Source organism: Kineothrix sp. MB12-C1, assembly GCF_030863805.1.
Classification (GTDB): Bacteria; Bacillota; Clostridia; order Lachnospirales; family Lachnospiraceae; genus Kineothrix.
Genome location: NZ_CP132957.1, coordinates 792,490 through 816,819 on the forward strand (window position 1 = coordinate 792,490; position 24,330 = coordinate 816,819).

Genomic DNA, 24,330 nt, shown 5'->3' on the forward strand with positions numbered 1-24,330 from the left:
TTCTTTTCCTATATTTGTGCCTTCTCAATTAATTTCTCAAAGGATTCTGCAAATCGTTCATCATCTTCCGTCGTGCGCTTTTTAGGACCTTTCAAATGGCTCTTTCCCGACGAACGCCTTGCCTTTTTGTTAATATGTCTCTCCATAAGCATCTGGTCTATGTTATCATTCGTGTACCATTTGCCAGACTGATGGATGCAAAAAGCACCCTTTCCAAGAGCCATCGCTGCCACCCCATAGTCTTGCGTAACGACAATATCCCCTTTTCTGCACAAACTGATCAATGCGAAATCCACCGCATCCGCCCCTGCACCGATTACCTTCACCTCACTGTACTGCGAAGAAAGTACGTGATTCGTATCACATAGCAGTGTGACCGCAATATTCCTTTGTTTTGCTATCTTTTCTACGATGCCAACAACCGGGCAGGCATCTGCATCCACATATATTTTCATCTTTATACCCATCTGCGCGCTTCGTGCGCACTCTAATCAATAAGTCGAATACGTATTTTATTCAACCTCGACTCCTATCTGCATGTTCCGGCAGCTTTTACGATCCTCTCTATTATTTCATGTTTGGAACAAAATAGAAAGGTATTTCTCTCTATTTAAGAGGGATATTTTTCTAATTTTCTGCATTAATTTACTTCCAATTTATTTTCCCCTGTGCTATAATTCATGATTGGTTTTAAATACTTTGCTAATAAATAGATAATTGCGAAACTCGTTAAATTTTATAATTTTATACACAATTTATGGAATTTGAATCGGAAAGAATTGTATTAAAGATTTCCAGGCGATTTTTTGCAACGAAGCTGAGACATAGGAATCCTCGAAGCCTTTGCTGAAAAGGATTTCTGTTTTGACTCAGCGCAGTGTAGTGCATAACCAGAGCATGGAAAACTTTTATACAATCTTTCTGATAATTAAATCCTATTTTTATTGTGTATAAAATTTTTACAGCTTATCTGTTTCGCAATCATCTATTGTTAAGGAAAACAAATAGGAGAATAGACAATGTCATTTATGACTTTGGTATACCACGAAATTCGCGAAGAGGGCATGTTCTGTCCGGACATCCCTCATCCAATTCATGTAAAGCAGAACTATAAGGATTATCTTCCAACTCCGCTTTTCGTTACTTTAGAGCATTTTACTGAGCAAATGGAATATTTATTCGAGAATGGTTATCACACTTTGACCCTTGAAGAGGTGCGCAATTACTATTATAAGCAGTCCCCTATCCCTGAAAAATCTGTGTTATTGACCTTCGATGACTGTTACCAATCCATTGCCCGTTATGCCTATCCTCTCTTGAAAAAGTACGGATTTTGCGGAACGGTCTTCGTTGTTTCCGGCTGGTTGTCGGAACAAACCTCCGACTTTCAAAGCGAACAGTCCGTATGCCTTACCCAAGAAGAGCTTATGAAAATGAATGATGTTTTCGAATACGCCAACCATACCGATTCCTTTCATACGAGAGAAAGCATGGCTCTTAGTCAAATGATGACAGCCGATGACCTGGCATTATCCGAGGATTTGGACCGTTGTAATGAATTATCGGTCATTCAGGCGAAAGATGTCTTCGCCTATCCTTTCGGACTATATGAGGAGAGAAATGTTGCTCTTCTTAGGGAAAAAGGTTTTCGTCTGGCTTTCACCACCGGACAAGGCCCTAATGACAACGGAATGAATCCTCTCTTGCTGAACCGAACAATAGTACCTTATTTTGCGGATATGGATGGATTTTTGAAAATATTAGGGGTTATATAAATGATGTCGAGGACAAAAGGTATTTTGCCCCCTAATACCTACAAACTTTAAGCTGTAGATAATAAGAAAGGCATGGCTATCATAATGATGAAAAAAACATTAGTATTAACTGCACTATTAACAGGGGTATTTCTTCTCACTTCTTGCGGGAATGCTTCCGCCGGAAATCAGGATGCTGGCTCCCAGCTACCTAATTCTGAAAGCGCAGAAGTTGCCGTCTCTGAAGAAGCTCTACCGGAAGCGCCCGCTCCCAATGAAACACAGACAGAAAATCCCGAAACTGCTTCTATGGAAGAGCTGGTAATCGGCATTCTTCCCGCCGAATCTTCCATTCCGCTTATTCTTGCACAGGAAAAGGGATTCTTCGAGGCTGCCGGAGTATCAGTAACGCTACAAGCTTTCTCTTCCCCCAATGACCGCAATGCAGCGGTTCAATCTATGACATTAGACGGAGCCATCGGAGATGTTATGACGGCCGCTGCTTTTACAGACAACGGTATTCCGATGAAAATCACCTCGGATATTAGCGAAGACTTTAAGATACTTTCTTCCCCGAACTCAGGCATTACCTCCATGGAGCAGTTTGACGGCAAAAGTATTTCTCTCGTTCCTAATTTTATTCTCGAATATATTATGGACGAGTTCGCCTCGGAACATGGTTTCTCCTATGAAATTGTAGAGATTCCTTCCTTTGCCGGACGTTCCGAAGCCTTGATGTCCGACCAGATTGACGGTGTTGTATTCACCGAACCTCAGGCCGGCATGCTGCAGTCACAAGGCGCATATATTCTCGGCAGTTCCAAAGAAGCCGGAATCAAGGGCGGTGTATTGATGTTTCTCGAAGAGACTATTGCCAATCATCCTAAGGCAATCGAAGCCTTTTATACCGCTTATAATGCTGCTATCGATTATATGAATGAAACCGATGCTTCCGAATACAGTGACCTTCTCGTTCAATATCAGTTCCCGGAAGCGATTACAGGTTATCTGGCAAGCCAGAACGGAACTTTCGCCCACGCCGGCTCCATCCCCGAAGATCAGTTTAACAATATTATCGCATGGGCCAAGGGCAAAGAATTAATTACAAAAAGCTATACCTATCAGGAGCTTACTGAATTCTCCTTGCTCCCTTAAATCATAACAAGATTTTTCCTATAGAATAAAATAAAGGGAAACGATATCCTACCCACTTCATACGGCAGAATATCGTTTCCCCTTTTCTTTTAGCCAAGGCGCACAAAGGCGCTCCATGGCATCCAGCAAGTTAAATAATAAAATCCCCATAACTCCAATCGCCAGAATTCCTCCAAACATTTCTACATAGTTCATCTTCGACCAAGCACTTAGAATATAATAGCCGATTCCATATACCGCCGCATAATTTTCTGCAAAAAATAAAGATGCCAGTGTAATTCCAATACTGATGCGTAAACCCGAGAAAATCTGCGGCAAGATTGCCGGAAGGATTAAATATCGATACTTTTGCCGGGGAGTGGTACAGAAGCCATCCATCACCTTAAAGTAAACCGGATCGATCTGATCCACCCCATCACGCACCGATAATATCATCTGAAAAATAATGATCCATATCATCAATATAATCTTAGATGTATTCCCAAGCCCGAAAAGAAGCATAAAAACGGGAAGAAACGCAATTTTCGGCATAGGGTAAATAAAATATAAAAACGGGGATAACAGCTTCTTACACCATTTATTTACACCAAGCAGAATACCCGCCGGAACGCCGAGAATGAGTGAAATCCCGATTGCCACCACTACGCGCATCATACTGGCTCCGCAGTGAATCAACAACAGCTTCGGCACTTTACATATATAAAGAAGCGTCTCCAACGGTGCCGGCACGGCACGGGTATGCAGCAACAGATGAAGCATCTCCCAGAAGACAAGAAACGTAAAAAATCCCGCCAATTGACTTTTCGCGAGCTTTTTTATCCCTTTTTTCATTGTCAGCCGAACTTTAGACATATGTTTGTTTACTCCTCATTCTCTATTTTATCCATCTCCGCAGCTTAATACATTCTTCGTAAAAGCCTAGCTGTTCCTTCGCATTTTCTGTAAAATAATAGGGATTCTCCACTCGGAAAGTAGTTCCGTCTTCTCTTAAAATAAGAATGTATTGTCCAAGCATCATAGCTTCTTCCACATCATGTGTCACGAAAAATAGAGTGGCTTCTTGCTTTCGCTGCTCTTGTATAATGAGTTCCTGCAAAGTTTCCTTCGTAACTGCATCCAGAGCAGAGGTGGGTTCATCCATTAAAATAATATCGGGTTCGCCGATTAAAGTCCGGGCTAAAGCTACCCTTTGCCGTTCTCCCCCGCTTAATTCGTAAGGATATTTATTCCCGCACGCTTCAAGCCCTACCCTGCGCAGAAGCTCTTCCGATATTTCTTTCACTCCTTGCTTTTTGCCCCGCAGCAAAAGAGGCATGGCAACCGCTTCGCTTACCGTCTGCCAGGGAAACAGTCCCAATTCTTGAAATAAAAATGCTGTCTCTTCCCTCGGTTCCGCTACCTCTTTACCGCGAATACACACCCTTCCCTGCTCCGGTTTCAAGAAACCTGCAAGCAGATTCAGCATGGTAGTCTTTCCCGAACCGGACTTTCCGATAAGCGCATAGGAAGCCCCTTGCTCCAATGTGAGGCAAATATCGCTTAACACTTTTTGCGGTCCGAACGAAAAGGAAACATGATCCATTATAATAAACTCTTCCTTCAACTCAATTCCTCCGCGCTATTTATCTCCAGATTTTCTTCGCCTGCGGGTCCGCTTGCAGGCATTCCTCCCGCAATTCTTCCAATTCACTCGTATGATCATCGGCAGGATTGTCATACTTTAATATCTTAAGAACTGACAATTCAAACCCATCTATCCCGTATCTACTCCATAATTCCTGAAGCCGTCTGTTAGGGTGATTTTTACCTTCCAGCTTAAAGCTCGTGCTGTTAAAATCGGCTTTCGTATCCTTTGATGTTCCCAGAAAGCTTTCTCCCGTCTCCTTGCACTTATAGGAAATCACGCCTTTTTCCGGGTGTCTATTTTTATATTCTTCCATTAATTCTTTCTTCGTTTTTACATTCATATTTCAATCCTTGCTCCCTTTAAAAATCTTGAAAGAAAGAAATTCTTTCGAACTTCTATCTTCTATTTCATCGCAATACCAAGTATAGGACATAGCCATCCAAAAATCAATCTACGCTCCGTAGACCGGATAACATATCTGTTCATGAATGAAAAAACATGTTAAAATAGGAAACAATACAAAAATAATTTTTCTGTAACAGAACTTTTTGTAATATAATTTGCTAATTCTGAAATATATCATTATGAGAAAGGTATGGTTATTAAATATGAAACGAAATAATAAAAAATCGAATAAAATAGCATTGATTCTTTTGGGACTTTTTCTCGCCGGATGCGGCAATATTGCTGTTCCGGAACCGCAGGATGCAGATACCCCTATAGTCGAAAGCGATACATCAGTTCCCGAATCGCAAGATGAAAGTACGGCGGAAGAAACAACAAATAATACGAATTCAGCTCCTGAAACCGATGTTCAGGAGAAGCAAGATTCAGAGACCGCTGCCGATATTGCACCATCCGATAGCAGCAATACGATCATTTATCTGGAGAATCCTTCGTGGGAGCATTTCCAGGCAAAAGAGGCATCTACAGCCGCCTCTCCGCTAACACTCACACTCCTTACCGAGACACCAAATCAAATCACGGATACGGAACAATGGTTTTCCAGAAATGATTTAAGTCTGGAATCAGGGAACGATGGAAAATATCTTTGCAATGTATTCTTCGATTATAGCAGCTATCCGGGAACGATTCAGGTTACGGATACGGAAAGCGGTGAAGTTTTCACCTTTGATTTTGAAAATTACCAGTATAAGAATCCGCTTTCAGAAGATACACCCTACATGGAGCAACAACTACGCTATGCGCAAATCAAAGATGATGTTCTCTACTTTTCCATCAGTCATCTCACTTACTCCTCTTCTCTGCCTCAGCATGCCTATGTGGGAGCCATCGACTTAAAAGAGAAAACACTTTTGTGGAAAAGCAATCCTCTCGTAAGCAATGCCAGAAACTTTGCGATTATCGGCGATGTTCTGCTGTGCGGTTATGGCTTTACCGCAGAACCTGATTATATCTATCAGCTAGACCTCGCTTCCGGACAGACCATCGGACAGACTCCTGTGAAATCAATGGCTGACTATCTGATTCTAAAGGATGATACTTTATATGTAAGAACCTACGATACAGATTATACCTTTCAGGTGCAATGAAAGAGGCTCATGGCCTCTTTCTCTTCTTTGCTGCTGTTTTAAGCATTATTAACTTATAACTTTTCCGGTTCGCGGCTTTGTCAACTCATAGCTTTCTTCAATCATCCTTGCTATGTCTTTCTTCGGCACTGTTCCATTCAATATAATGGAGCTCCAATGCTCCTTATTCATATGGTAGCCGGGTATCACGGCTTCAAATGTCCCACGCCAGAAGTCGCGCCACTCCGGGTCACATTTCACATTCACCCATATATGTCCATCCCTCTCATAAATCCACGCAAATATCTTCTTATTATCTCTATGTCGCATAACCGTCCAATTATCATCATGAAAAGGATAGTCTTCATACACGTTTTTCAATTTACTGCAAAGGTCGATCACTTCTTTTCGTTGCCTCATTTTCTCCCAACCTGTCTGCACTTCCTTATATAGTTCTAATAAGTTTCGGCCCTATTTCTGCTCGCAGTTAGCAGCATCAATAGCAATCACGAGCATCATACCCATTACTTCATCAGCCGGGTCATCAAAATCAATGACATAGGTATCTCCCCAATGAAATAGCTCCTTGGAGATATGAATGACTGGGCGTCCCCCTGCATAAACATCATAATTCCATCCGAGAAAATCTCCTTCTACCCGCCATCCATTGAAATCAATTTCGTATTTCGGACGGAGCAAAGCCAGTTGCTTCTGTATTCTTCCCCTTGTCATACCTCCGATTTCTATTTCAAAAGCAGGAAGGAAGGTCAATAGCTTTTGTTTGATCATACCGATTTCATTGCGGTTACTGTCATAAACATGTAACTGATGTCCAAAAGCAAACATCTCCGCTTTCACAAAATACTTCGCATTACCGTCCTCATCATATATATCGTAGGAATCTGTCCACGAAAAAACTCTCTGTTTAATTAAAAGTTTCATTACTCCCATCCCTTCCATATTTCGGGTCGATATCCAACAGTAGCCTTTTTCCCATTTCTTACAATTGGTGTTAAAAGTACCTGCTGATTTTCAAGCAGCTTTTCTTCTTTATCTTCATCCGCAATATATTGGATAAGAGCTAATGTGTCCTTATCCTTGCAGTTATTATCTATCATAACAGCAATGCCGCCAACAGCCTGCTTCACACTGGTGAACTCACCCTTACTCATCTCTTTCTCTTTCAAATTGACAAATTGGAACTTCACACCGCGTTCCTTGAAATACCTCTGTGCCTTTTTTGTGTCAAAACATTTCGTCGTTCCAAAAATCTGTATATTCATAATCTACCCCGCCTAACTTATCACTTATCCAATGTTTTCAAGCAATACCTTAACGTCGAATATACGACAAATTCAACGCAATCGATAAATCCAGTTCACGTATTATCCCATAAATGTAATTTATATTATAACATGTTTCATACAAAAACGCTATCTGTATGAATGTCAACAAACTGAAAAAACTGCCGCTTCACGATCTTTCAATCGTTAACGCGACAGCCTTTTTGTTATAGACTTTCATATGATTTTCTATTCTACCATCCACACTCTCATGTCGCCTTCTTCTCTGTTCCCCCACGCAAAGTATGGTATTGCAGTCATACGCACATTTTCTCGTTCTGCCTGCTCTTCGGAATATAAGTCTTCCTGTTCCTTCAAGCGGTAGCCTTCGATTTCCAGGAGCATCATTCCTTCCAGTTCTCCGCTATCACACAGGTATTCTCTCATGTTCGCATCGCTTGGAATCCGGTATGTCTGCAGCAGCTCTTTCTGATCCGCCTGCTCAAAGCAATACACGACCGGTCCGCGCATGAAAGCTACACATCCGGCATTTGCCCGCACTTTAGGATTCGCATAGACTCTTCTTGTCTTCATGTCGAACTGAATATGAATCTTGTCTCCTTCTGCCCACTCACGCTGTAAATACAAATATCCCTTTATCATTTTGCCTTCTATATCTACCGTAGTCCCATTCAATGTCACTATTAAGTTCTGCGCATGCTTGGGAATATGAATTGCAATCGTAAATTTATCTTTTGTCTTAGGTGAAACTGTGTAGCATACATCGCCTTTCCAAGGATACCTGCTTTCCACTTGAATATCCGCTTTATTAAGGCTTACATTCTGTCCAAGATAAATATGAGAATAAATCGCATCCTCTTTTTCAGACCAAGCATAAGTTCCAAGAGAAGTGACGAGACGAACCACATTAGGAGGGCAGCACGCACATGCATACCATCTGGGACGACGCGGAAGCACATGCTTATATCCGAACTGTTCTCCGGATACTCCTTTTACCACTTCCAGGGGATTTACATAGAAAAATCCTTTTCCATCCAACTGTAAGCCGCTTAGGATTCCATTATACAATTCTCGTTCCATAATATCCGAATATTGTCCGTCCGCTTCTATATCCAGCATTCGTTTAGCGAACATAACCATTGCGATAGAAGCACAAGTCTCAGCGTATATCGAATCATTGGGCAGATCATAATCCAGTGTAAACGCTTCTCCCTCAGAGGTAGAACCGATGCCTCCGGTTATGTACATTCTCTTATTCACAATATTGTCCCAAAGCCGTCTGCATGCCTCATACAGCGATTCATCCTGCATTTCCATGGCGAGGTCTGCCATAGCCATATACATATAAACAGCCCTAACACTATGTCCAACCGCCTCATTTTGCTCTCTTACCGGCGCATGACACTGGGAATATTCTCTGTCCTCAGGGTCCATATCGAAGTGTATCCAGCCTCTTTTCTCCCTTTCCTCCCGGAAATAATCAGGGTTCTGACCTCTTTCTTCTATGAAATAGGATGCCAGATTTCTATATTTTTCGATGCCGGTAGCGTTATAAAGGCGCAGCAAACCAACTTCTATTTCCTGATGTCCCGGAATTCCATGTTCTTTATCTTGCCCAAAACGTGCATCGATATGATCTGCCAAGCGCTTCACAACCTCTAAAAGGCGTGTTTTCCCTGTTTCATTATAATAAGCCACAGCTGCTTCCATCAAATGACCGGCGCAATACAACTCATGGCATTCCTGCAGATTCTGCCATTTATGGTCCGGCTCCTTCAATAGGAAATAGGTATCCAGATATCCATCTTCTTCCTGTGCTTGTGCGATAATATCGATCACTTCATCCGCACGTCTTTCCAGCTCTTTATTCTCGGTTACGGACAACGAATAGGCAACACCTTCCAGCCACTTGGCCACATCGCTATCCTGAAAAACCATTCCATAGAACTCACCTTCCTCAAACCCTGCCGCAATTCTATAATTTGCTATGGCATGGCTTTTCTCAATCCCTGGGATTTCATCGTTCAGAACCTTTTCCTGATAAGGTATCGCTTCTTCTATAATCAGGTTCTGTATTTTTGACCAGAAATCATCCTTTATTTTTATGTCTCTTACTTTCATCTGGTATGCTTTTTCAAATGCTTTCATATCCGTCCTCCTTGTGTCTTTTCACCTTTATTGGAACTATTTAAAGAAATTGACGTCAGATTTCTCTCTTTATAATTGCATTATAGGTCTATTTCCTCACTCAGTAAACTATATAAACCTTCGAATAAGTGTCATTTTCTTATATGTTATACTTAATCGGTTGTATAACTTTTTGATTATTGATAGTATTTAAATATGCTATTTATGTCTAATATTATTTATTTCTTTATATAAACATATATAATTATACTATTAAATTATCATATATTTAATTGTTATAATATATATTATAATACTTTTTTAGGAAGGAGTTCACATAAGAAAAATGCAATATTTAGAGTTTAAAATAGACAGTCCTTTATACTATGATATGACCGGTAAATTCGAAGCGCCTTCGAAGAACTGGATGCACTCGGATGAATATCCTTTGAAGAACTATGAATTAATTATCCCGACGAAGGATACTTTGTATCTTAACTTTGCCAAAAGAAATCACACAATCTCGGTAGGTTCCTATCTTATATTACCACCCTGGCCCGCACCTATGAACCGGAGGATTGGATTTCGGCCATCCGCATGCTCATTCTATTGGCTTCATTTTGAAAATGATCATGAGATTCTGCAGAAAGAAATCCCTGATTCTATGTTGGATGATTATAAGAATTCACTCGCCAAAAATACATTATCCATTCCCAATGAGGGACAGCTTATCAATGTGGATAAAATCGTAATTCTTATGAAACAACTTCAAGACGCGGTAAAAGAACAGTATCCTCCAAGCATCCTAAATTACTTCACCACAACTATTTTGTGCGAACTTCACTTTCAGATGAACCCCGTAAGGGAAAACAGCGTGTCCCAGAAAAAGAGCCAGAAACAAATTTACTACGATATTATTGATTTTGTGAAACAGAATATCAATCAACCTCTTAAAGTTTCCGATATCGCTTTTCATTTTAACTACAATGAATCGTATCTTTCCCACTTTTTCACATCTGTTGCAGACATTCCTCTCAAACAGTTAATTCTGAATTTGAAGGTGGATGCTGCCAACATCTTACTTGTAGATACGAATAAAACAATTAATGAAATCGCCGCAGAACTGGCATTTTCCAGTGCACAGCATTTCGTAAAGGTTTATAAACGGAAAACCGGTCTGACACCGACAGCTTACAGGAATGCCTTTTCTCAAAGGTTACTGTATCACAAGTAGTATTCGGCATTGTCCCATAACATAAAACGCTCCGCAAATATCGATATCGTTGTGATATTTGTAGAGAGTTTATGTTTAATTATATCCTCTTTATTTGATTATTTTATCGCCATCACATATTCCACTAATGGTTCAATGTTTTTTATATTCGAGTTATCAAAAGAAGTCCCTAAGTTTCTTTCCATAAATAGATCTGTTTCCGTCTTATTCCCTTTCTTTGCTATTGACTTTCTCATAGCCTTTAGCATCATTTTTATAGGAAAGCTGAGCTTTTCAAAACGAAAGCCGCCTTCCATGTAGAAAAACGGGATAGACTCTAATTTATTTATTTCCCTAATCTGTTCTACGACTGCTTCCGTCTTCGGCATCGAACCCACTCCATATACGACGAAATTATGCGGCTTCCTTTCTCTTATTTTATCTAATCCCACAATGCTGTTACCCATAATCCAGCCGCCGTATATGACTGTTTTCCCTTCAGTAATCGTGCTTTTCTCTGCCGTTTTGATATCGATGACCGGACAATTCAACTTATCCGCAATCCATTGTGCGTATGTTTTTGTGAATCCTGTGGAACTCTTATATACTACTACCTTTTCCATTTTCCATCTCCTTATATGCTCTTTAGGTAATTACAAAACTCATGAAGTTTGAAACAAAAAGAATCTACTATTCGATAACACCTCCTAGATTCCGGTCCATTCTCTTAAGTGTTTCTAATGTGGTTACTAAATCTTCCTGCGAGATATTTTTATACAGCATCTTCATAAATTCCACTGTTATATCTTCTTTTTCCTCTGCCATCTCTTCAAACTTACCGGTAGACTTTAAAAGCACTTTTCTTTTATCCGCACTATCTTTTTCTATCGTTATGTATCCTTCTTTTTGCAAATGCTCTGCCATTCTTTTCACATTCTGATAAGAGCAACCGATTAGCTCTCCCATCTCCTTTAACGTAGGAGGATTCTTAAACATTCCAAGCGCTATCATTAGAAAATGCTGCTTCATCGTAATACCCGTAAATTCTTTGTCCCCCATTGCCTGAATTCTATTGCTTAACGAAAAAAGCATCCCGTATATTCCATACTCTTCTCTTATATTCGATATATTCAAAATTATCCTCCCATCCCATATATAACATATTATGTATTCTAGTATATAATATGTTATGTTTATTGTCAATTATAACACTCCTATCCTTCACCACAACAAGACTTTTCCCATGATAGAACAAAAGTGTACTCCGTCCGAAGGGCTTTTATATATTAGGATCCGGGTGTTAAAAGCCTCTTGCATAATTAGGATTCGTCCATTTGCACCTTTATTCTTTCTGTCTAAAGTGATACCTCATATTGTTTGATAAGCAACTGTATAAAGCCGTTGGTACTTAGACCCACGTATTTTGTGGTCTTAGGTACCACTACGTGCTTTATCCAAGCGAGAGCGTGTCGCGGTCAAATTATATGAGGGATCACTTTTTATTGATATAAATTGTGCAAATGGACGAGATACATTTATAAGAAAGCTTTTGACTCCCGAATCCTATTACATACAAATACAGCATTGACATAGTAGCCAATGCTGTTCTCTTTACTGAATAGTTTTAAACTGTTGTATCAACTCCATTAATTCCTTAGATATATTAGAATTCAGTGTAGCTAATGTATTTGCTTCTTCCACGAACGCCGTCTGTTCCTGGGTAACAGAAGATATTTCTTCACAGGCCGCCGAAAGATTATCGGTCAAAGAAGCCAATATCTTCATGGAATCTAAGATAATACTGCCATTTTGTGTCACAGATTCATTGATATTCACTACATCTTTCATCGATTCCGTCAACTGAGTGATGGATTCATCGATTTGACCAAAGATGTTTAAGGTTTCTGACAGCGTCTTTCTTTGTACTATCGTCACCTCGCCAATGGATGCGATATCTTTGGATGCAGAACTGGTCTTATCACTAATCTCTTCCATAAATGCTTCCACCTGATTGGTCGCTTGATTGGTCTCCTCCGCCAACTTACGAATTTCCTCTGCCACTACAGCGAAACCACGGCCTGCATCTCCTGCTCTGGCGGCTTCTATGGAAGCGTTCAAAGCCAGAAGGTTAGTCTGTTCTGAGATAGAGCGGATGCGTCCGACGAAATCCCGCATAGCCTGCACGCTCTCGCTCACATTCTTCACGCTTTCCGATATTGAATCAGCACGCTCCATGCTGTTTTGGGTAACTGTACTCAATTCTCCGACGATACGCTTGCCATCCACACTTAAATTATTCACATAAGCTACCTGCCCGTTGGCATGCTGTACCTGCTCTTTTCCTATATCGAGATTATGGGATAATGATTCCACCGATTGGAATACCTTATTTACTTCACAGGTCTGCTCTGTCGCTGAGACTGCAAGGGTCTCTATGGCTTTCGCAGTCTCTCCAATACCACGGGAGGTCTCATCCATGACCATAGAAAGCTGTTCAGAACTTCCTTCTACTTTGCCAGCATTCTCTCTCAGCACATTTACCAGCTCACTTAATCTCCCTCGCATGGATTTGACAGCCCTTATGATTTCTCCGATTTCATCTTTTTGCTGCAGCATACGTTCCTCTTGTTCTACGGTGAAATCACCATTAGACACCTTGCTCACCTGATTACCCAGCCGCTTTAAGGGTCCTAACAACATCTGTATACTGAAGAAGATAATGAAAGCTCCAACACCGCACATTAATACGGTAAATAAAGCGGTTACAATAGTACTCGTACGTATCGTTTGCTCCATGCGCTCCAAAGAGATACCCACACAGATAGCACCCTTATGTTCCCCATCTTGGTAATAAGGAATCTGTATCTCATAAACCGGTAATCCCGTTGCTAAGTTATGCCAATAATCGGAATCGCTGACCCCATTTTGTGATGCATTCACAGTCACGCGGTCCGTGCGGGGAGAACCGGTTATAAGCTCCTCTGTTCCGGCATAGGCAACACCTTCTCTATCGATTAACAACGCATAACTTACGTCATCTCCCTCTTCTAACTCTCGAATTAGTGCCTCCGGGCGGAAGTCCGCTTTCAGCTTCTCGATGGTAGAAGCTTTCATCCCGATTTGCACATAATAACCATAGGAACTGAGCACCATTCCTCCATATTTCGTCATGTCCCCCGAAATCATGTCTTCACGAAAGTCTTCGATATAAGAAGTAACCGTCTTGTCAAATACTTGATCCATAGCATGAGGAGAGGGATACTCCCAGCCAATATAGCCGGGAATATCGGAATAGATGATCTTCCGATTGGAATCAATCACGAAGATTCCACCATCTACTCCCATTTTGGCTGACAGGTGCGACAACTGATAATTGGATAGCATATCCATATCCATCAGATCCACCGCTTGGCAAGCCTGTAAGATGCGCTGTTCCATCATCACATCCAATTCCTTTTCGAACCGCTCGGATGTGTCTAATTTTTTGGACATGGACTGTGCCAATGCCAATCCATAACGCCTCACTTCATCTTGAAAGAGCGTTTGCATCGAGTTCACATGTTCAATCGTTAATATGGTACTAATGATAACTATCATTGCTACAAATACTAATACTAATTTTGTCCGGAATTTTAGTTTCATTCTATATTGCGCGCCTCCTGCATCTTTACAAAAGCTCTTTTATCCATACAGTCATTTCACCGATTCCTCTGTTATTCCAATAAGCGTAAGGAATAGCCTTTAGCGATACATCCGATAAAGCCACGGAATGTTCCCCATAAAGCTCCTCTTCTCCCCATTGTATTTCTTCCATTCGCTTTCCTTGCAGTGTAAGTTCCATAATGCCTCCGAACAATTGAGAATGCTTTTCTTCAATGGTCTGATTCGTATCAATGAACAACTCCGATAAATTCTTCCCGTTATCCACTTCCTCCAGACAATACACCAGAGGTCCTTTTACTATGGCTACTTTTCCACAATCCACTCTTACCTTCGGATTGGCGCGAACAAATTTGGGCGGTGCCTCGAAGCCTATCTCTATTTCCGAATCTTTTTCAAGAGAAATAACCATATACCCTTTTTCCTCAACACAGCCCAAAACCTCCCCGTCTATGGATACTTTGTAATTTTTCGCATATCCGGGAACCCTGACCGCCAGTTTTATTCCTTCCTTAGGAACACTATTTACTTTCACTGTCACCTTATTTTCAAACGGGAACTGAGTTTCCATAGCAACCTGAATAGTTTCCCCTTTCAACTCCACCTCTGTCGTATTGGAAATGAAAAGGTTCACGTACAACTCCTCTTCTCCTACGGAATAAATATACTGTCCCAGAGAGGCCAGGGTTCTGGCTATATTAGGAGGACAGCAGGCAACTCCAAACCATTTCTGCCGAATAGGCTTCACGTGCTCCTTCGACGTACGCTCGATACAATTATCAGGCCACACCTCAAGGGGATTCACATAGAAAAAGCTCTTTCCATCCAAGGCAATTCCTGAAAGAAGTGTATTATAAAGTGCCCGCTCCACGGTATCCACGTAAGAAGCATCTCTTTTAACATTCGCCATTCTGATACCGAACATCGCTAAACCAATGGAGGCACAGGTCTCCGCATAATTACAGTCATTGGGCAAGTCATAATCCACTGTGAACCGCTCCAGCAAGCCCGACGCTCCGATACCGCCTGTGATATACATCTGTCTTTGTACGATATTCTTCCACAACCGTTCACAAGCTTCCATGAGAGATTTATCCTTATACTCATAGGCTAAATCAGCCATGGCGCTGTACATATATACCGCACGTACCGCATGGCCTTCCGCTGCTGTCTGCTCCCTCACCGGAAGAGCAGACTGGGAATATTCCGGGCGATAATCATTCAGCTCCGGGAAGATATTCTTATAAGACTCCCTCGTTTTCTCCTTTAAGAAATAATTCTCACCCACACCCCTGGCATCGATAAAGAATTTTGCTAGATCAAGATACTTTTGTTCTCCGGATATCTGATAGAGCTTGATCAATCCTATTTCCACTTCCTGATGTCCCGGATATCCGTTTATTTTCCCCTCTTCGCTGCCAAAAGTATCACAAAGCAAATCCGCCAGCTTCAATGTTACATCCAACAGCTTTCTCTTGCCGGTACCATAATAATAAGCTACTGCCGCTTCCATCATATGACCTGCAGTGTATAACTCATGGCCTTCGCACAAATTCGTCCAACGTTTATCCGGTTCCTTAATGATGAAATAGGTATCCAGATATCCGTCTTCCTGCTGTGCTTCGGCAATCATATCTATCACTTCATCCGCAGTCTTTTCCAATTCTTCATCCTTATAGGATGCCAGCGTAAATCCAACGGCTTCCAGCCACTTGGCTATATCCGTATCCTGAAATACCGCTCCATAGAATTCTCCTTCTTTTCTTCCTGCCGCAATAGCGAAATTATCGATCGAGTGAGAAGGTTCTGCCCCCGGAATACGGTCATTCATAGCCTCCCACTGATAAGGAATAATCGCATCCTTTACAAGATGCACATGTTTGGACCAAAAAGAATCATTTATTTTTATTTTCTGTAAATCGATTTGCTGTAATTTCATTTTAACTCCTTTTCTTTAAGCCTTAACCGCACCGTTGGTCAGACCGCTGACAATGTATTTCTGCATAAAAATAAATATTAGAATTACCGGCATAATTGCTATAATTCCGAATGCCATCGTAGAATTCCAAAGAGTCTGGTATTGCTGCACATAGTTGTAGATACTGGAAGTAATCGGCCGCATATTAGGATTCATAATAAAAGTAATTCCATAAATCAAGTCTCCCCACGCATATACGAAGGAAAATACTGCAGCGACAATAATACCGGGACTTGCTATGGGAAGCATCACCTTCGTAAAAGAAGTAATGCTATTACAGCCATCAATTTTAGCCGCTTCATCCAATTCCTTCGGTATCGCCAGGAAATAAGTTCTCAATATAATAATGCTAAAAGGAATTCCCAAGGTCGCATCCGCCAATATGGGCGCCAGATAGGAATTAAGTAACCCCATTTTAGAAAACATAATATAAAGAGAGGTCAAAATCAGGGTAGAGGGCAACATCTGAGTCATCAAGAAATAAAGTATCAATATTTTCTTCCCCTTGAATCGAAACCTCGCCAACCCATAAGCTGCGGGAATAGAAAAGACGGTCGCAATCACGGTAGCACCACAGGCAATAATTAAACTATTCTTAAAGCCGCGCAAAGTATCGCTGGAAGCTGAGAACTGACCGATATAAGCCTCAAACGTTAAATCACGGGGCCAAAAAGGAGTAGGGATACTAAAAATCTCCACCTGCGTCTTCAACGATGTAACCAACATCCAATATAATGGGAAAATGAAGATTACGAATACTATCGCTCCAATAATAAAGAGTTTTACACTTCCTTTGTTATCCTTCATCTTACATCACCTCTTCCTCTTCATTGATTAATTTGATATAGAAAATTCCTACTGCAAATAATATTAAGAATAGTATGTTCGCCGCTGCTGAACCTTTGCTGAACTGAAACTGTTCGAAAGACAGCTTATAAGCATAAGTGGATACCAATTCGGTAGAGCTGATCGGTCCCCCCTTTGTCATGACCCACACCAGGTCGAACACTTTAAATGTATATACAAATCCTAAGGTAAGCACTGACATAATCGCCGGTTTAATCATAGGAATGGTAATTCTCATTAATGTCTGGAACTTATTCGCACCGTCCAATTTTGAACTTTCAAATATTTCCTCCGGAATCGTAGTAAGTCCTGTAATCAACAGCATCATATTAAAAGGAATACCGATCCAGATATTGGCCACCACAATGGCAATCATAGCGAGCTTCGGATCTAAGAGCCATTCCAGCGGTGCATCTATCAGATGCAAAGATATAAATATCTGATTAATAATACCTCCCTTACTGGCAAACATGAACTTAAATAAAAGCCCTGCCACCGTTACCGGGAGAAGCCACGAAATCATAGTAACTCCTCGAAAAAAGGAACTACCTTTGAATTTCTTACTAAATAAAAGTGCCAATCCGAATCCTATAAAAAATTGAAAGAAGATGGATGACACTGTAAAGACCAATGTATTTTTTATTGCTCTAAGCAATATAGCGTCTCTGTGTAAAAACAGCTCCATATAGTTAGCAAGACCGATAAATGCCTGTTTGGATGAATCTGCAAAAGTATACACATCCACATTTTTCAGACTGAGAATAAAATTCTGTATCGTAGGATAACCGACGAAAATCAGCATATATATAGCTGCAGGAAGCGCAAACAAGAAGCCTGCCTTCTGCCCGGATAATTTTATTTTTTTCATCTTTTTTTCTCCTCTGATTGAAAAAGGGACAGGGAAAGCCCTGCCCCTTTTAATCACTTATTTTTCTGATGCCTTCACTGCATCTACTGCTGCCTGTGTATCTCCTGCTGCGGCTTCAGGAGTCTTAGCTGATGTAATCACTTCCTGGAATCCTTGCTGAATTGCCTGGGAATATTCCGGCCATGAAGCATTAGGGCCTCTCGGAATCGATGTCTGAAGCTGCTGAATGAATTCTTTCTGAATCGGATCGTCTGTCCAATAGGAGTTCTGTGCCGCTTCTGTCTTAGGAGGGAAAGAACCATATACCTTCATCGCATCTACCATAACATCTGTCTGGTCGTAATATTTCATAAAAGCAACTGCCCCGCTCATATCGTCCTGTTTCACAACACCGATATTTTCACCTCCAAGGATAGAAGTCGCTTGTCCGGAGCCTGCATCCTTTTTCGGGAGAACAGTAACACCATAGTTTAAGTCCGGTGTATCCTTTGCAATCCCGGGTATCTGCCAAGGGCCATTCTGCTGCATTGCAAGGTTACCCGCTTTAAAGTTGTTGTTCACGTCTGATTGTGTCCAGTTTACAGAATCTTTCGACCATGATCCTTCTGCAACCATTTCTTGCATCAAATGATAAGCATCCGTTCCGCCCATAATATTATCGTAGCTTCCGCCGGCCGTATATAACCACTGCAAGCACTGGAAAGTACCTTCGTCAGTTCCTATCGCTGCATTACCGAACCCAACTACACCGTCTTTGGTGAGAGAATTTGCCATCTCACGGAATTCTTCCCATGTAGTCTCTCCATTGGGATAATCGATTCCGGCTGCATCGAACATATCTTTATTATAGAATAATGCGGTACAGTTCGTTGCAAAAGGAATTCCGTAATGCTTTCCGTCCGCCATCGTAGATGACATAGGACCAGCTATGTATTCGTCCCAATTAATATCCGCATCGGATACATCTCCAAATAACCCCATCTGAATGAAAGAAGCCATATCACAGCCATCTAAAATAACCAAATCGGGAAGTTCTCCGGATGCCATACCTAAGGTAAGCTGTTTCTCATAATCGGTAAAAGGAACATATACATGAGATGCCACGAATTCATCCTGAGAGCTATTGAAACCATCGACCAAGCTCTGCATCATCTCCTTTTGTGCATCTGTCTCAAAGTAATCCCAGATCACTACTTCATTCTTCGCTCCTGAAGGTGCCGGTGCGCTATCCGCTGAAGGCTCTGCCGCCTCCTCTTTTTCACTCATTGCCGGCTGACCGCCCTCCGTCGCAGTACTGCCGGACGCACTACTGTTGCCGCATCCCGCGAGCATTCCTACTACCATAGTTAGGCAGAGTAATGCGCTCAAAACTTTCTTTTTCATATTTTTCCTTCCTTTCTGCTGGATTTGATATGTTCATTATATCTGCCTCTTTTTCCACTTGTTAGTCTAAATACTTAAGCAGGGTGGAGAATCTTTTACTGATTAAAAAAGTCAGTTTAAGATTCTCCACCCTGCTTAAATTTTTCCCCGTACGTAACAGTTCAGTATTCCATACATAATAAAAGTTAAAGTATCGCTTCTTCGATTCTCGAAGCCGCATCCTGCGCACTCATACTTCCCGTTATTACCCCATAAATAGCATCCGATAACCTCCCTGTTATCTTAGACCAATAGGGATAATCACTTCTACTGATACAATGCTCCATCTGTTCTTCAAATACCTGATAAACCTCATTGCGCTCCTTTAACTGCTTCGCCATATCCCTCTGGGGCGGTAAATGGCACATCTTTTCCGCCAGGGAAAGCATACTATCACTGTTATAATAATAATCCATAAGCGCCAATCCGCCTTCGATATTCTTTCCTTTTATGAGGCACATATTTTCGCCGCCTGTTATCAATACGCTCGTTACATCTACCGGCAGCTTAATGATGCCATAATCCATTCCTGCCTCTTCCAGCATCGATAGAGACCACGGTCCGTTTTCCATCATAGCACACTCTTCAGCAATGAACTTTCTTGTCACATCCACCTGCGACCAGTTAATACAGTCTTTCGACATATATCCTTGCTCTACCATACTTTGAAGCATAGAAAGCGCCTTTACTGTCCCTTCTCCTCCCAAAGTCTCCATCGTTTCTCCTGTGGAAAGAATCCACGGAAGCACTTGAAAAGCAGACTGTTCATTGGCAATCGCAGACATGGCGAATCCATAAGTACCCGTCTTCGTAAGAGCCGCTGCGACTTCCCGGAATTCCTCCCAATTGCCGGGCGGCTTCACTCCTGCTTCCTGCAATAATGATTTATTATAAATCAAGCCTACGTTATTACAAGAAAACGGAATTCCATAATACCGTTCATCATACCTTACGGAATTGAGCACTGCCGGATAGAACTCATCCTTCCCATAATTAGAATTCACATAATCAGTAATATCTTCAAACAACCCAAGATCCACATAGGTTCTCATATCCGGCGGGTCGATGAGTACCATATCCGGCAGTTCCTCTTCCGCCACTCCAATGGATAATTGCTTCGTGAATTCCGTCAATGGTCCTTTGTATTCCCAACTCGCTTCATATTTATCCTGGCTGTTGTTAAAGTTCTCCAACAATAACTCCAGACCTGCTTTTTGCTCATCCACTTCAAAATAGGTCCATAGCACCACTTTCTCTTTCGCATTCTTTTCTTCTTCCTGCAGCGATTTGTCTTCCTTAACCGCTTCGCGCCCACAGCCCATAAGTCCAGTCATTCCTATCAATAAACACACCCAAACTAAGTATTTCCGCATTGTTATGTACATGTATCATCACCTTTCCTATTGTTACTGTTCACAGCTTAGCTGCGTCCAGCAACTTCTATTCCATCTGACGGTAATCCACCGGAGAGATTCCCAGTTCCTCTTTAAATACCCTTGCAAAATATTTCGAATCGTTATATCCCACCTGTTCCGCTATCTCATATATCTTCAAATCAGTTCCTTTTAATAACCTTTTCGCATGGCTGATTCGAAACCGGCGTAAAAATGCTGAAAAATTCACATCCGTTTCCCTATTAAATAAAATGCTCAAGTATTCGGGGGTAATACCGAGCTTTCCCGCTACTTCTTCTAACGTGATTCCTTCCTGGTAATGTTCACGAATATAGTTGATAGCCCTTTTTATCGTATAATTACTAATATCCTCCTTCACCCGTTTAGGATTAATAAGAATCTTGATACCATCCCGATACGCCTCTTCCATCTCATGAAGCGTAACGGCATCGCTGCACATAGAAATCAGATCCGCATTCTGAATCTGCTCGTAGGTTGGCTTGTCTATCTCTTTTACCGTATCTATCAGTAAATAAATGGCTTTCAAATAAGACTGGCGAACATCCCTCTCCCGATACATGCCTTGTCTCATCGCTTCTACAAACGCTTCGCCTTCCGTCTGTATTTTCCCTGAATCCTCATTACAAATAGCCCACTTCATCTTCTGGCTTCCCTCCAGAGGATATTGAAATTCCTGCCAGGCAACCTGCTTCATCCAGCCTTCTGTCAGCAATTCCTTACCTTCGATGCTCAGACTTTCTTTGATCCATTCCGCTGTTTTCCTGGCCTTTCCATATAATTCTTCAAAAGAATCCACCTCTATCATAGCCCAGATCGCTCTCTGATCCTTTATCTTATATGGATTTACCATCTTCCGCTCGAAATAGCGTTTTATCTCTTCTCCGCTCATCTCCTCCTTAGGATAGGCGATCAGACATCCCTGTTCTCTTGTGAACTCGTTGGAAAAGAAGTGTATTCTACATTCGTCGAACCTTTCTTGCATTTCCTGAATCTTTTTCTGCCATTCTTCCTCCCAGATCATGGAGCAATCCCCCACATAACCGCAGTACACTTGATAACCCATGGAAGGACTGAACTGACAGGAAGAAATAATTCGCTGCATTTCTTCCTTCCCTATTGCCTGTTCTCCGTAAAACACATCGCGGATGTATCGCCCCGGCTTACCTTCCAGCTTCCCGGCTTCCTGTTCTAACTTATCTTCTACTCTCCTCAGCACTTCCTGAATATCTTCCGCTGCCAAAGGTTTTAATAAATAATCCTCCACGCCATAATGTATCGCCTGCTTCGCATAGTCAAACTCCGAATAGCCGCTTAGAATCACGCTGCACACATGAATCTTCATCTCATGAACTTTACGCAGCATCTCCAAACCATCCATCTTGGGCATTCTGATATCCGTAATAACAAGGTCCGGATGGAATCTAAGAATCATATCCAGTCCCTCTTGTCCATTTCCGGCTTCTCCGATCACCTTATGACTCGTATGGGCACTAATTAGCTTCGTCATACCTTCCCTTATCTTCACTTCATCCTCTACAATCAGTATTCTCACTTAACTTCCCTCCTTAATCGGAATGTTCAGAGTAATTACGGTACCCATTCCTTGTATGCTGCTCACATTCCATGACGCACTTTCGCCATAGTACATATCCATTCTGGCAAATGCATTCTGAAGGCCGATACTGGTCCCTTCATCTTTAATCGCTTCCTTTCTGTCATTGAATCGATTCGTCATATCAAGCTCCATACCTTGCCCGTTATCTTCTATAATTACACACAGTTTATCTTTGTCTTTTGACAGCATTAAGTCAATTCGAAGCAGACCACCTGCTTCGATTCCTTTGAATCCATGAATAATTGCATTCTCTATAAAAGGCTGTAGAAGCAATTTGAATACCCTTACTCTTCTCGCATCCCCCGCTACATTGACTTCATATTGAAAAGACTGACTGAACCGCATTTGCTGAAGGGCAATATACTTATTCAGCCACTCTACCTCTTCCTCCACCGCAACCATCTTATTGCTCTTGCTAATACTATAACGCAAAATCACTCCCAGATTACGAATCATCCTACTAATATCGTATTCTTCCTTCTCGATAGCCATCCAGTTAATGGAATCCAGCGTATTATAGAGGAAATGAGGATTGATTTGCGCTTCTAATGCCCGAATCTCAGCATCCTTTTGCTTATCTGTCGCTTCCTTTACCTGTACAATCAGATTACTTACTTCCCTTGTCATATCGTTCAAATTGCTGGCAATTTGTCCGAGTTCGTCCTGACTCGTTAGGGGAACCTCTACGTTCAGATTTCCTTTTTGCACTTCTTTAATTCCGCCAATAATACTATTGACCGACTGGTTCATCTGCCGAACGATATAGAAAATCAAAAGGCTGGAGAATAAAATAGCCGCCATGCTCAATATGAGAAACACTTGTTGAATCACCTGGATATCTTTTAACATATAATCTTTATCATATACGTTGTAATACACCCAACCCGTATCCTCATCCACATACCGGTTCACCGCCGTACTTTGTCCCTTTAAGAGGCCGGTTACTTTTACAAATTCTTCTACACTCAGCTTAGGATTCATCTTAATTCCGGTATAAAAAGAATTAGGATAGCTAATCACCTGGCGGTTCTTATCCGTAATGAAGTTAACATTGTACTCAGCCGCCGCCTCATCCATATCGACGAAACAAATATCCTTCAAAACGGACTCATTTACACTCATAACAATGGTAGCAATCGTTCCGTCTCTCATGTTATTATAATCATACATACATTTAGATATATGGAAATAAAACTTATTCTCACCATCTTCTTCAAATCTCATCGTAGGGGTTACCAAAAGCCCCGCTTGCCCTTGTACCTCTTGATAAGGCGGAATCTCTCTTATATCTTCATATTCGCTCCATAGATTCTTTATGGTAGAAGCGCTGTCCGCATCATAAGTTACTTGCATCCCATTCCTGCATATAATACTGATGCTGCGTATTCCATCCATAGAATTTTTCGTCTGTGACAACCTGTTATAAATCTCATTATATGCCACTTCTTTCTGGCTGCTGTCTTCCAGCAATAGCTCCCTAACATTTTCAACGATCTTATCATCCACATAAAGCTGATAAACAAGATTCTTATAAATATTGACGTTTAAGTTCGCTCTCTCCGATAACTGCATCAAGTTGTTAACCATCAGCGTATCAATTTTCTTTTTCAACAGATTATAATTGATGCCATACCCCACAATCTGCACGGTTAAAATCGGAATGATGGATGCCAAAATGAAGGCAAACAATATTTTGTGTCCAATTTTCAAATTATTGAATTTACTTATCAGTTTCCCTCTCATTTATCCGCTTCCTTTTAAGCACCTCTGGCAGTTTTTCCAAGAGCCATGTTCTCTTTTCCCTTAGTATTTTA

The 24,330-nt window shown here is 41.3% G+C and carries 22 protein-coding genes; 4 read left to right on the forward strand and 18 right to left on the reverse strand.

Annotation, left to right across the window (positions count from 1 at the left end; genetic code table 11):
- Nucleotides 1–8: 8 nt before the first annotated feature.
- A complete protein-coding gene (locus RBB56_RS03775; RefSeq protein ID WP_306722085.1) occupies nucleotides 9–455 on the reverse strand; it encodes a YaiI/YqxD family protein in 447 nt (148 codons plus the stop codon).
- Nucleotides 456–1,019: 564 nt separating this feature from the next.
- On the opposite strand from RBB56_RS03775, the gene RBB56_RS03780 reads away from it, so the two are divergent.
- Together RBB56_RS03780 and RBB56_RS03785 are read left to right on the forward strand one after the other, a co-directional pair.
- Nucleotides 1,020–1,775 carry a polysaccharide deacetylase family protein gene (locus tag RBB56_RS03780; protein WP_306721070.1) on the forward strand — a complete coding sequence of 252 codons (756 nt, stop codon included), beginning with the start codon at nucleotides 1,020–1,022 and terminating at the stop codon, nucleotides 1,773–1,775.
- Nucleotides 1,776–1,847: 72 nt separating this feature from the next.
- Nucleotides 1,848–2,909, forward strand: coding sequence for an ABC transporter substrate-binding protein (locus RBB56_RS03785; RefSeq protein WP_306721071.1), 1,062 nt, complete (start codon nucleotides 1,848–1,850; stop codon nucleotides 2,907–2,909).
- A 57-nt stretch (nucleotides 2,910–2,966) separates the two neighbouring features.
- Here RBB56_RS03785 and RBB56_RS03790 read toward each other — a convergent pair whose 3' ends face one another.
- Genes RBB56_RS03790 through RBB56_RS03800 form a run of 3 tightly spaced genes read right to left on the reverse strand, consistent with a single transcriptional unit; the run spans nucleotide 2,967 to nucleotide 4,876 of the window.
- Complete coding sequence (locus tag RBB56_RS03790) at nucleotides 2,967–3,761, reverse strand: ABC transporter permease (protein WP_306721072.1); 795 nt, start codon at nucleotides 3,759–3,761, stop codon at nucleotides 2,967–2,969.
- 22 nt (nucleotides 3,762–3,783) lie between these two features.
- Entirely contained in the window at nucleotides 3,784–4,512 is a 729-nt protein-coding gene (locus RBB56_RS03795) for an ABC transporter ATP-binding protein (RefSeq protein ID WP_306721074.1), read from the reverse strand.
- Between the two features lie 19 nt (nucleotides 4,513–4,531).
- Nucleotides 4,532–4,876 (reverse strand): GIY-YIG nuclease family protein, encoded by a 345-nt coding sequence (locus tag RBB56_RS03800; RefSeq protein WP_306721075.1) that lies wholly within the window; start codon nucleotides 4,874–4,876, stop codon nucleotides 4,532–4,534.
- A gap of 244 nt (nucleotides 4,877–5,120) precedes the next feature.
- On the opposite strand from RBB56_RS03800, the gene RBB56_RS03805 reads away from it, so the two are divergent.
- Nucleotides 5,121–6,089 carry a hypothetical protein gene (locus RBB56_RS03805; RefSeq protein ID WP_306721076.1) on the forward strand — a complete coding sequence of 323 codons (969 nt, stop codon included), beginning with the start codon at nucleotides 5,121–5,123 and terminating at the stop codon, nucleotides 6,087–6,089.
- 48 nt (nucleotides 6,090–6,137) lie between these two features.
- Here RBB56_RS03805 and RBB56_RS03810 read toward each other — a convergent pair whose 3' ends face one another.
- The 4 genes from RBB56_RS03810 to RBB56_RS03825 all read right to left on the reverse strand — a co-directional run bounded on the left by RBB56_RS03810 (nucleotide 6,138) and on the right by RBB56_RS03825 (nucleotide 9,520).
- Nucleotides 6,138–6,488, reverse strand: a complete 351-nt coding sequence (locus RBB56_RS03810; protein WP_306721077.1) for an MmcQ/YjbR family DNA-binding protein — start codon at nucleotides 6,486–6,488, stop codon at nucleotides 6,138–6,140.
- Nucleotides 6,489–6,539: 51 nt separating this feature from the next.
- Nucleotides 6,540–7,010 carry an LURP-one-related/scramblase family protein gene (locus RBB56_RS03815; RefSeq protein ID WP_306721078.1) on the reverse strand — a complete coding sequence of 157 codons (471 nt, stop codon included), beginning with the start codon at nucleotides 7,008–7,010 and terminating at the stop codon, nucleotides 6,540–6,542.
- Nucleotides 7,010–7,351, reverse strand: a complete 342-nt coding sequence (locus tag RBB56_RS03820; RefSeq protein ID WP_306721079.1) for an arsenate reductase family protein — start codon at nucleotides 7,349–7,351, stop codon at nucleotides 7,010–7,012. Before RBB56_RS03820 ends, RBB56_RS03815 begins: the two co-directional genes overlap by 1 nt.
- Nucleotides 7,352–7,600: 249 nt before the next feature.
- Nucleotides 7,601–9,520, reverse strand: a complete 1,920-nt coding sequence (locus tag RBB56_RS03825; RefSeq protein WP_306721080.1) for a glycoside hydrolase family 127 protein — start codon at nucleotides 9,518–9,520, stop codon at nucleotides 7,601–7,603.
- Nucleotides 9,521–9,845: 325 nt separating this feature from the next.
- On the opposite strand from RBB56_RS03825, the gene RBB56_RS03830 reads away from it, so the two are divergent.
- Nucleotides 9,846–10,733 carry a helix-turn-helix domain-containing protein gene (locus RBB56_RS03830; protein ID WP_306721081.1) on the forward strand — a complete coding sequence of 296 codons (888 nt, stop codon included), beginning with the start codon at nucleotides 9,846–9,848 and terminating at the stop codon, nucleotides 10,731–10,733.
- A 98-nt stretch (nucleotides 10,734–10,831) separates the two neighbouring features.
- Here the strand turns inward: RBB56_RS03830 and RBB56_RS03835 are convergent, their stop codons facing one another.
- From RBB56_RS03835 to RBB56_RS03880, 10 genes are all read right to left on the reverse strand, one after another.
- Entirely contained in the window at nucleotides 10,832–11,335 is a 504-nt protein-coding gene (locus RBB56_RS03835) for a flavodoxin domain-containing protein (protein ID WP_306721082.1), read from the reverse strand.
- A gap of 67 nt (nucleotides 11,336–11,402) precedes the next feature.
- On the reverse strand, nucleotides 11,403–11,846 hold the full coding sequence (locus RBB56_RS03840) for a MarR family winged helix-turn-helix transcriptional regulator (RefSeq protein WP_306721083.1): 444 nt from the start codon (nucleotides 11,844–11,846) through the stop codon (nucleotides 11,403–11,405).
- A 477-nt stretch (nucleotides 11,847–12,323) separates the two neighbouring features.
- A complete protein-coding gene (locus RBB56_RS03845; protein ID WP_306721084.1) occupies nucleotides 12,324–14,354 on the reverse strand; it encodes a methyl-accepting chemotaxis protein in 2,031 nt (676 codons plus the stop codon).
- A 25-nt stretch (nucleotides 14,355–14,379) separates the two neighbouring features.
- The gene (locus tag RBB56_RS03850) at nucleotides 14,380–16,311 is read right to left on the reverse strand and encodes a glycoside hydrolase family 127 protein (protein ID WP_306721085.1); all 1,932 of its coding nucleotides are present in this window, start codon (nucleotides 16,309–16,311) and stop codon (nucleotides 14,380–14,382) included.
- Between the two features lie 15 nt (nucleotides 16,312–16,326).
- Nucleotides 16,327–17,157: a carbohydrate ABC transporter permease gene (locus RBB56_RS03855; protein ID WP_306721086.1), complete on the reverse strand. Its 831-nt coding sequence runs from the start codon at nucleotides 17,155–17,157 to the stop codon at nucleotides 16,327–16,329.
- A 1-nt stretch (nucleotide 17,158) separates the two neighbouring features.
- Nucleotides 17,159–18,064: a carbohydrate ABC transporter permease gene (locus tag RBB56_RS03860; protein ID WP_306721087.1), complete on the reverse strand. Its 906-nt coding sequence runs from the start codon at nucleotides 18,062–18,064 to the stop codon at nucleotides 17,159–17,161.
- 57 nt (nucleotides 18,065–18,121) lie between these two features.
- A complete protein-coding gene (locus RBB56_RS03865) occupies nucleotides 18,122–19,447 on the reverse strand; it encodes an extracellular solute-binding protein (RefSeq protein WP_306721088.1) in 1,326 nt (441 codons plus the stop codon).
- 185 nt (nucleotides 19,448–19,632) lie between these two features.
- Entirely contained in the window at nucleotides 19,633–20,820 is a 1,188-nt protein-coding gene (locus RBB56_RS03870) for a sugar ABC transporter substrate-binding protein (protein WP_306721089.1), read from the reverse strand.
- 106 nt (nucleotides 20,821–20,926) lie between these two features.
- Nucleotides 20,927–22,453, reverse strand: a complete 1,527-nt coding sequence (locus RBB56_RS03875; RefSeq protein WP_306721090.1) for a response regulator transcription factor — start codon at nucleotides 22,451–22,453, stop codon at nucleotides 20,927–20,929.
- Nucleotides 22,454–24,259 (reverse strand): sensor histidine kinase, encoded by a 1,806-nt coding sequence (locus RBB56_RS03880; protein ID WP_306721091.1) that lies wholly within the window; start codon nucleotides 24,257–24,259, stop codon nucleotides 22,454–22,456.
- Nucleotides 24,260–24,330 lie beyond the last annotated feature (71 nt).